The organism is Roseitalea sp. (assembly GCF_984466335.1).
Genome location: NZ_CFIFWG010000168.1, coordinates 1 through 6,750, shown reverse-complemented (window position 1 = coordinate 6,750; position 6,750 = coordinate 1). Strand labels below are relative to the sequence as shown.

The 6,750-nt window shown below is 64.8% G+C and carries 5 protein-coding genes and 1 rRNA gene; 4 read left to right on the top strand and 2 right to left on the bottom strand.

Annotation, left to right across the window (positions count from 1 at the left end; translation table 11 throughout):
- Nucleotides 1–57: 57 nt before the first annotated feature.
- Nucleotides 58–936 carry a bifunctional helix-turn-helix transcriptional regulator/GNAT family N-acetyltransferase gene (locus AC5E6L_RS13210; protein ID WP_491773878.1) on the bottom strand — a complete coding sequence of 293 codons (879 nt, stop codon included), beginning with the start codon at nucleotides 934–936 and terminating at the stop codon, nucleotides 58–60.
- 131 nt (nucleotides 937–1,067) lie between these two features.
- Here AC5E6L_RS13210 and AC5E6L_RS13205 point away from each other — a divergent pair, with 131 nt between their 5' ends.
- The 3 genes from AC5E6L_RS13205 to AC5E6L_RS13195 all read left to right on the top strand — a co-directional run bounded on the left by AC5E6L_RS13205 (nucleotide 1,068) and on the right by AC5E6L_RS13195 (nucleotide 3,775).
- Nucleotides 1,068–1,829 carry a rhomboid family intramembrane serine protease gene (locus AC5E6L_RS13205; protein WP_491229916.1) on the top strand — a complete coding sequence of 254 codons (762 nt, stop codon included), beginning with the start codon at nucleotides 1,068–1,070 and terminating at the stop codon, nucleotides 1,827–1,829.
- Between the two features lie 251 nt (nucleotides 1,830–2,080).
- Entirely contained in the window at nucleotides 2,081–2,830 is a 750-nt protein-coding gene (locus AC5E6L_RS13200) for an electron transfer flavoprotein subunit beta/FixA family protein (RefSeq protein ID WP_491229915.1), read from the top strand.
- A gap of 15 nt (nucleotides 2,831–2,845) precedes the next feature.
- The gene (locus AC5E6L_RS13195; RefSeq protein ID WP_491229914.1) at nucleotides 2,846–3,775 is read left to right on the top strand and encodes an electron transfer flavoprotein subunit alpha/FixB family protein; all 930 of its coding nucleotides are present in this window, start codon (nucleotides 2,846–2,848) and stop codon (nucleotides 3,773–3,775) included.
- 36 nt (nucleotides 3,776–3,811) lie between these two features.
- Here AC5E6L_RS13195 and AC5E6L_RS13190 read toward each other — a convergent pair whose 3' ends face one another.
- Nucleotides 3,812–5,770, bottom strand: a complete 1,959-nt coding sequence (locus AC5E6L_RS13190; RefSeq protein WP_491229913.1) for a M23 family metallopeptidase — start codon at nucleotides 5,768–5,770, stop codon at nucleotides 3,812–3,814.
- A gap of 575 nt (nucleotides 5,771–6,345) precedes the next feature.
- Between AC5E6L_RS13190 and AC5E6L_RS13185 the strand changes: the two genes are divergently transcribed.
- Nucleotides 6,346–6,750: ribosomal RNA gene (locus AC5E6L_RS13185) — 16S ribosomal RNA — on the top strand; the annotation flags it as partial.

Below are 6,750 nucleotides of genomic sequence, written 5' to 3'. Positions count from 1 at the left end.
AATGGCGCCCGCGACGTCCTTTGGGTGCCCGGCGAGAACCGGTGACCGGGCCTGATTTCAGGTCAGACGTTTCTCGAAGAAGAAATCCGGATAGGGGTCGTCGTTGAAGCGGTCGATCTCGATCCAGCCGTCGCGCTTGTAGAGCTGACAGGCCTCGGGCAGGGCGCGGTTCGTGTCGAGCCGCAGGGTTGTCATCGAAAGCGCGCGGGCCGCGTCTTCCGCCTCACGCATCAGGCGCTTGCCGAGACCGAGACCGCGCGCGTGCGGCGCGACCCATAGCCGCTTGATTTCGCCGACCGGCTCGCCGCGCCCCTTAAGGCCCACGCACCCGACCGGCAGGCCATCGCACAGGGCGATCAGAAACGCGCCACGCGGATGGACCATGTCCGACGCCTCGGGGTCGCGCGACAGCGACACGTCAAAGCCTTGCTCGAACCGCTCGGCGAGTTCGCCATAGTAGTTCCCAAGGCAATAGCGCGCATCGTCGCTGCCGGGATCGGTCTGCTTGATGGTGATGGTTTCCCTGCCCATGGCCGTCGCGATCAGGTCCATCGCCGCGATCAGCGTGTCAGTGTCCTTTTGTGTGGACAGGAAGGCCTCCGCCCGCGCATTGGAAAAGCGTTCATAGGCGAGGAATTCACGTTGGCCGGCCTGCGTCAATTGCGCCACGCGCTTTCGACCATCCTCTGGATTCGGGTGCGTGACGACCATGCCCTCATCTTCAAGACCGCGCAGCAGACGGCTCATGTGCCCGGAGTCCAGACCGAGAAAATCGCGGATCCGCGCAACATCGCCCTTGCCGTGTCCGATCGCATTGAGAACGCGGGCGGCGCCGAGCGGCCGGCCGCGCCCCAGGAACGATTCGTCGAGCGCCCCCACTTCTCGGGTGACGGCGCGGGCGAAGCGGCGGAAACGCGCAGCGGGGTGGTGAGCCATAATAGCTGACTTTAGTCAGATAAACTGCGAGATCAAGCATGTTCCGGCGTCCGATTGATGGGCTCACCGATTGAATTCGCCGTCTCGCTCGGCTCTAATGGCTGTGCTGTATCTTCAGGAGCCAGACCTGGATGTTCGTGCCTCTGCATGATGCCAACCAACTCAAACATATCGACCTGCAATATGTGACGCTCGGCCTGATCGCGGCCAATGCGCTCGTGTTCCTTCTGGTCAACCTGCCGGCGACCGAGGAGGGGCTTTTTGCGGCGGCCGTCTCGCTCGGCTACACGCCGGCGGTGGTCAACGATTTCTCCGAACTGCCGTCCGAACTGGTCGTCATCCCCGAGGAACTGTCGCTTGTCAGCTACGCCTTCCTGCATGGCGATTTCTGGCATCTGGGCGGCAACATGCTGTTCCTTTGGGTGTTCGGCGACAATGTCGAGGACGCGATGGGCCATGCGAAGTTCTTCATCTTCTACATTGCGTGCGCCATCGTCGGTGCGCTCGCCCATGGGCTGATGGACCCCGCATCGACCGTGCCCCTGATCGGCGCGTCCGGCGCGGTCGCCGGCGTGGTCGGCGCCTATCTGCTGCTGCACCCCAGGGTGCGCGTGTGGGTTCTCGTGCTCGGCCGCATCCCGCTGCCCTTGCCTGCCTGGATCCCACTGACGCTTTGGATCGGCTTCCAGTTCGTCATGCTGGCCTTTCTGGGCGACGATCAGGTCTCCTGGGCGGCCCATGTCGGCGGCATCGTCGCCGGCATGGCGCTGGTGCTCGTGCTGCGCCGGCGCGGCGTGCCGCTGTTCGACCGCGAAATCAGGACGCCCAGGGCGGTCGCGGTGGACAGGCGCCGGCCGCCGGGTCCCGCGCGGGGTCCCTGGGGTCGCCGCTGATGCGCGCCTGCCCGCGCAATGTCCGGCCGATCCAGCGAGGTGATGGGGCGGCGGGCATGTGGGCTTTTGACGTTGACGTAAACGTCAATATTGATTAGGCATTCCCGTCGCGAAGCGGGCTTGCGGAACGGCGGCAATCCATGCATGCACGGGCCGACGCGGCATGTCGGTGATACGCCAGCGCCGCCCCGCGTTAACGCCTATGGGCGGTTCGCGCACGGTTCGGCTCCGCGGAAGGGAGTGATGGAAAGATGAAGATTGTGGTGCCCGTCAAGCGGGTTGTCGATTACAATGTGAAGATCCGGGTCAAGCCGGACGGGTCCGGCGTCGAACTGGCCAACGTCAAGATGAGCATGAACCCGTTCGACGAGATCTCGGTCGAGCAGGCGATCCGCATGAAGGAGGCCGGCCAGGTCGAGGAGATCGTCGTGGTCTCCATCGGACCTGACAAGGCGCAAGAGACGCTGCGCACCGCGCTCGCCATGGGCGCCGACCGCGGCATTCTCGTCAAGCATGACGATGTGGTCGAGCCGCTGGCCGTGGCCAAGATTTTGAAGGGCGTCGTCGAGGCCGAAGCGCCGGGCCTCGTGATCCTGGGCAAGCAGGCGATCGACGACGATGCCAACCAGACCGGCCAGATGCTCGCCGCGCTGCTCGGCTGGAGCCAGGGCACGTTCGCCTCGAAAGTCGAGATCGAGGGCGACAAGGCCAACGTCACCCGCGAGGTCGATGGCGGCTTGCAGACGATTTCCATCGCCATGCCCGCTGTCGTGACCACCGACCTGCGTCTGAACGAGCCGCGCTATGCCTCGCTGCCCAACATCATGAAGGCCAAGAAGAAGCCGGTCGATCAGAAGGCGCCGGCCGATTATGGCGTCGATGTGGCGCCGCGCCTTCAAGTGCTGACGACCGAGGAGCCGGAGGGCCGCAAGGCCGGCGTCAAGGTCGCCGATGTTGGCGAACTGGTCGATAAGCTGCGCAATGAAGCCGGCGTCCTGTAGGTTGGGAGAATGATGATGGCCACGTTGCTGATCGCCGAACATGACAATGCGACCCTTTCCGACCAGACCGCCAAGGCGCTGACGGCCGCCGGCCAGTTGGGCGGCGAGGTGCATGTGCTGGTTGCCGGGCAGGGCGCGCAGGCCGCCGCCGATGCCGCCGCAAAGCTCGACGGCGTCGCCAAGGTGCTGCTCGCCGAGGACGCCGCGCTGGAGCACCGGCTCGCCGAGCCGATGGCGGCGCTGATCGCATCGCTCGCCGAGGGCTATGACGCCTTCGTCGCGCCGGCCACGACCAACGGCAAGAACATCATGCCGCGCGTTGCGGCCTTGCTCGATGTGATGCAGCTCTCCGACATCATGGAGGTCGTCTCCGTCGACACGTTCAAGCGTCCGATCTATGCCGGCAACGCGATCCAGACCGTGCAATCGACTGACGCCAGGAAGGTGATCACCGTGCGCACGGCATCGTTTAGCGCTGCGGGCGAGGGCGGGGCCGCGCCGGTCGAGACAATCGCGGCCGCGGCCGATCCGGGGCTTTCGTCCTATGTGTCGACCGAACTTTCGGGCGGCGACCGGCCGGAACTGACCTCGGCCAAGGTGATCATCTCCGGTGGCCGGGCGCTGGGATCGAGCGAGAAGTTCGAGGAAGTCATCCTGCCGGTGGCCGACAAGCTGGGCGCGGCCGTGGGCGCATCGCGCGCGGCGGTCGATGCGGGCTATGCGCCGAACGACTGGCAGGTCGGCCAGACCGGCAAGGTGGTCGCCCCGGACCTTTACATCGCGGCCGGCATCTCGGGTGCGATCCAGCATCTGGCGGGGATGAAGGACTCCAAGGTCATCGTCGCCATCAACAAGGACGAGGACGCGCCGATCTTCCAGGTCGCCGACTACGGCCTCGTCGCGGACCTGTTCGACGTGCTGCCGGAACTCGAAAAGACCCTTTAGCCGCCGTTTCGCGCCGATCGCGGCGCCGGCCCGCGATCAGCCGTCTATATTGGCCAGCTGCGTCGTGTCGTCCAGATCGATCTCAAGCAATGCGTTGATCCGGTCGCGCTCGCGTATGAAGGCGGTCAGTTCCTCGCCGGACAGCGATTTGCTGTCCGGAAGCCGCACGCGCATCGGGTCGACCCGCTTGCCGTTGACGCTCACCTCATAGTGCAGGTGCGGGCCGGTCGACAGGCCCGTCGAGCCCACATAGCCGATCACCTGGCCCTGGCGCACACGGGCGCCCGCCGCGATGCCCTGGGCAAAGCGGGTCTGGTGCGAATAGGAGGTCTCATAGCCGTTGGCATGGCGAATGACGGTCTGCTTGCCGTAGCCCGAGTTCCAGCCCGCCCTGGTCACGATACCGTCGCCGGGCGCGATGATCGGCGTTCCGCGCGGCGCGGCCCAGTCGGCGCCCCAGTGCATGCGCGAATAACCCAGGATCGGGTGCCGGCGCATCCCGAAACCGGACCGGAAAATGCCGTTGGGCACGGGGTTGCGCAGCAGGAACTGCCGCGCGCTGCGGCCTTCCTCGTCGTAATAGTCGTAGCTGCCCTCGGCGTTGCGGAACCTGTAGAACTTGTGCGACTGGCCGCCGAAGGCGGCGTGGACGAACAGGATCTCGCGCGGCTGCTCGTCGTCGCCCTCTTCGGGAATCGAATAGAACAGTTCAAGCGTGTCGCCGGCCCCGACCGGTGAGCGGAAGTCCACGTCGGCGGCGACCAGGCGCACGATTTGCGCAGCGACCGTCTCCGGCAGGCCGTAGTCCAGCACGCCCTGATAGATCGCATCATAGACCGAAGGCAGGTCGTGTGGCGCAGGTGCCGGCTCGGAGGCGCGCGCATAGCGCATGATGCCGCGATCGACCGGCTCGGGCGCCGGCACGAAACGGCCCTGATCATCGAGCGCGACCGTCAGCACGTGATCGCGCTCCGAATAGATGGTGGCGCGCATGATGCGCTCGGCCTCGGCCGTGCCGTCGCCGACAAGGCCGAGCCGAATCGCATATCCGCCGCTCAGGGCGGTGGCGTCCAGGAGCGTTGCCAGCGCATCTGCCATGGCGGCGGCGCCGCGATAGCCCGTCGCCTCCATAAGCAAGGCCAGATCGGTCGTCTCATGCGTTTCGATAAGGTCCTCGGCGTAGGTCATCTCGAAGCCGCTCTGATCCCGCCCGGCGATCGATACGTTCTGAGGCACGATGCGCGCCTGTCCGCCGGTGGTGGCGATGCCTTCCAGCAAGGGGTTGTTCAGGCCGAAGCGGCGCGGGTCCACATAATGGAGCGATGCGACTTCGATCGTGCCTTCGGTAAGGATGTGGGCCTTGGTGCGAACGGTCTCCTCGGCCTCCCAAAGGCTGATCTCGAAGGCGGTGTCGTAGGTCCGTTCGCCGTCAAAGACGAACTCGCGCATGCGGATCGATGCCCCTGTCTCTATGCGGGCGCCGTAGATCAGGCTGCGGGCGGAGGGTTCCTCTTCGGCGTCGGCGAGGCCGGGCTCGGAGAAGATGGCCAGCGGATTGAACGCCGGATAGTCGGCCTCGACGCTTCGCGCGGCGGCCAGACGGGTGGACAGGTGTTCAAAAGGCCGCGTCCGGATGACGTCCGCTTCGCTGGTGCGGGTGACGGTCGACACGCTCATGCGTCGGCGGTCGCTGGGCGGCTGCGCCGCGCGCACGCTCGTCCCGGCTAGGCGCCCGGTTTTCGCGCCCGTCCCCTCATCGGGCCCGGCGAGCGCGGCGCGCGAAGCCACTTCCGGCGGGGTCGCCAGGAACTGCTTTCCGTCGAGCGCTGCGAACAGGGCCGCGCCCATCAGCGCCGTCGAGGTCAGACCCGTCAGGAATGTTCCGGTCAGCCAGCGCAGCGAGACCTCACGCCGATCGGGCGCGCGGCGCGCGGTGCCCGCAATGGCCGGTTCGTCTCCCACCAGATCGGCATGCTTGTCCGGCTTTGCCGCCATCGATTCCTTGGCTTTCCTTGCGTGCCTTCCAGCACATGCCCTGAGGGGTGAAATGTGTCAATCAGATGGCTCGCAGGTGGTTCGCGGACCGTCCCAGGACGACCGCAGCGGCCGCCGGAAAGCATGTCGCCGCCCGGAGCCGCCCCGGACGCCGGACGCCGCCTGTCCGCTGTCAAAAAAATGTAAAAAAACGCACGTTTGATGATTGACAGGATAAGGGCGCCACGACTATATACCGCTCACCAACGAGGGCGGCGCCGCCGCTGGCGGAAAACTGCTTCGCTCTCGCGGTCATCACAGAGAGCCGCTTTAGCGACCCTCGATTGCGGTTCAAAACCCACAAGTGGCGAACCGGGACATGCGTTTCCGCATATCCGATCTTTGACAATTGAATAAAGAAGAAAGAGAAACGTGGGCGGCGGTTCCTGCGGGATGCTCGACCTTGAGGGTCGGAGCATCACGAGACGAACGGTGTCGAACACGTTTCTGACAGAACATGGTCGTTGCGAAAGCAACGGTGTACACATTGTTCTCGTCAATTCAAGCGTGTCAGCGACGCCGGGCAAATTCTCATTCAACTTGAGAGTTTGATCCTGGCTCAGAACGAACGCTGGCGGCAGGCTTAAGACATGCAAGTCGAACGCCCCTTCGGGGGAGTGGCAGACGGGTGAGTAACGCGTGGGAATCTACCCATCTCTACGGGATAGCTCCGGGAAACTGGGATTAATACCGTATACGTCCTTCGGGAGAAAGATTTATCGGAGATGGATGAGCCCGCGTTGGATTAGCTTGTTGGTGGGGTAACGGCCTACCAAGGCGACGATCCATAGCTGGTCTGAGAGGATGATCAGCCACACTGGGACTGAGACACGGCCCAGACTCCTACGGGAGGCAGCAGTGGGGAATATTGGACAATGGGCGCAAGCCTGATCCAGCCATGCCGCGTGAGTGATGAAGGCCCTAGGGTTGTAAAGCTCTTT